Source organism: Streptomyces sp. SID10853 (assembly GCF_010548145.1).
In the GTDB taxonomy this organism is placed as follows: Bacteria; Actinomycetota; Actinomycetes; order Streptomycetales; family Streptomycetaceae; genus Streptomyces.
On sequence record NZ_JAAGLN010000460.1, the window covers coordinates 1 to 1,918 of the forward strand.

Annotated in this window: 2 protein-coding genes; both read left to right on the forward strand. The window is 71.0% G+C overall.

All coding sequences use genetic code 11. From position 1 onward, the window contains the following. The first annotated feature begins 73 nt into the window (after positions 1-73). Positions 74-1,150: a segregation/condensation protein A gene (locus G3I19_RS36290; RefSeq protein WP_164267918.1), complete on the forward strand. Its 1,077-nt coding sequence runs from the start codon at positions 74-76 to the stop codon at positions 1,148-1,150. Further along, on the forward strand, positions 1,120-1,758 hold the full coding sequence (gene scpB / locus G3I19_RS36295) for an SMC-Scp complex subunit ScpB (RefSeq protein ID WP_164267919.1): 639 nt from the start codon (positions 1,120-1,122) through the stop codon (positions 1,756-1,758). Before G3I19_RS36290 ends, scpB begins: the two co-directional genes overlap by 31 nt. Positions 1,759-1,918: the final 160 nt, after the last annotated feature.

Genomic DNA, 1,918 nt, shown 5'->3' on the forward strand with positions numbered 1-1,918 from the left:
CCCCGGGGCGACGGCCGGAGGGCGAGAGACGCCGGAGCCCGGCGTCACGCCCGCGGAGGCCGAGGCGGGGCGCGTGCCGGAGCAGCTCCCGGACGCGGGGGAGGGCCCCCGGGCTCCCGGGCCCGTCGAGACGCCTGTAACGGAGCCGGAGTCGGCGCTCGTACCGGAAACCGGGCCCGTCGAGACGCCCGTAACGGAGCAGGAGCCCGTACCAGAACCGGAGTCGGCGCCCGTACTGGAACCGGAACCCGCACCTGTACCGGAACCGGCGCCCGTACCAGAACCGGGGCCAGGGCCGGATCCCGCCCCGGCCGGAGCCGCTGAGCCGGCCGGAACCGCTGAGCCGGCCGAGGCGGGTGACGGCCGGTTCACGGTGCGGCTCACCAACTTCGAGGGGCCCTTCGACCTCCTCCTCCAGCTGATCTCCAAGCACAAGCTCGACATCACCGAGATCGCCCTGTCGAAGGTCACCGACGAGTTCATGGCGCACATCAGGGCGATGGGCGCCGAGTGGGACCTGGACCAGACCACGGAGTTCCTCGTGGTCGCCGCCACCCTCCTCGACCTCAAGGCGGCGCGTCTGCTGCCCGCCGCCGAGATCGAGGACGAGGCCGATCTCGCACTGCTCGAAGCGCGGGACCTGCTCTTCGCCCGGCTGCTCCAGTACCGCGCGTACAAGCAGATCGCGGACATCTTCAGCGACCGGTTCGAGGCCGAGGGCAAGCGCTATCCGCGGACCGTGGGCCTGGAGCCGCACCACGCGGCGCTGCTGCCCGATGTCGTGATCAGCATCGGCGCCGAAGGCTTCGCGAAGCTCGCCGTGAAGGCGATGCAGCCGAAGGCCAGACCGCAGATCTACGTCGACCACATCCACGCCCCGCTGGTCTCCGTACAGGAGCAGGCCGAGATCGTGGTGGCCCGGCTGCGCTCCCGGGGCGAGGTGAGTTTCCACACTCTCACCGAGGACGCGGCGGACACGCTCACCGTCGTCGCCCGCTTCCTGGCCCTGCTGGAGCTCTACCGCGAGAAGGCGGTCGCCCTCGACCAGCCGGAGGCGCTCGGCGAACTGCTGGTGCGCTGGACCGGCGGCGACGGCGCGGAGCCCGTGGTGACCGACGAATTCGATCAAGTGGTGGAGGAGACGGCGTGAGTGATCTCAAGCCCGGACTCGAAGCGGTTCTGATGGTCGTCGACGAACCGGCCACCGAAGAACACCTGGCCAAGGTCCTGGACAGGTCCCGGCGGGAGATCGCCGACGCCCTGCGGGAACTCTCCGACGAGTACACCGTCCAGGGCCGCGGTTTCGACCTGCGGCTCGTCGCGGGCGGCTGGCGGTTCTACACCCGCCCCGAGTACGCCGGGGCGGTCGAGAGCTTCGTCCTGGACGGCCAGCAGGCCAGGCTCACCCAGGCCGCCCTGGAGACCCTCGCGGTGGTCGCCTACCGCCAGCCGGTCAGCAGGTCCCGGGTCTCCGCGGTCCGCGGAGTCAACTGCGACGGGGTCATGCGGACCCTCCTGCAGAGGGGTCTGGTGGAAGAGGCGGGCGCGGAACCCGAAACAGGTGCGATCCTGTACAGGACGACGAACTACTTTCTGGAGCGGATGGGCCTGCGGGGCCTGGACGAGCTCCCGGAGCTCGCGCCCTTCCTTCCGGAGGCGGATGCGATCGAGGCCGAGACACAAGAAGGTGTGCCGTCGTTCGATCCGGATGCACCGTACGGTCCGGACACCGACGCAGACGACAAGACGGAACTTTGATGCGAAGCAACGGCAGGAACAGCGGAACCGGCAACCGGGACAACCGGGGTGCGGGCGGGAAGCCGCCCCGTCGGACGTCCGGGGGTGCCGGCGGTGCCGGCCAGGGGCGCGGCGACAAGCAGGAGGAGCGCCCGCGCCGGCCTCGCCCCGAGGAGCGGCG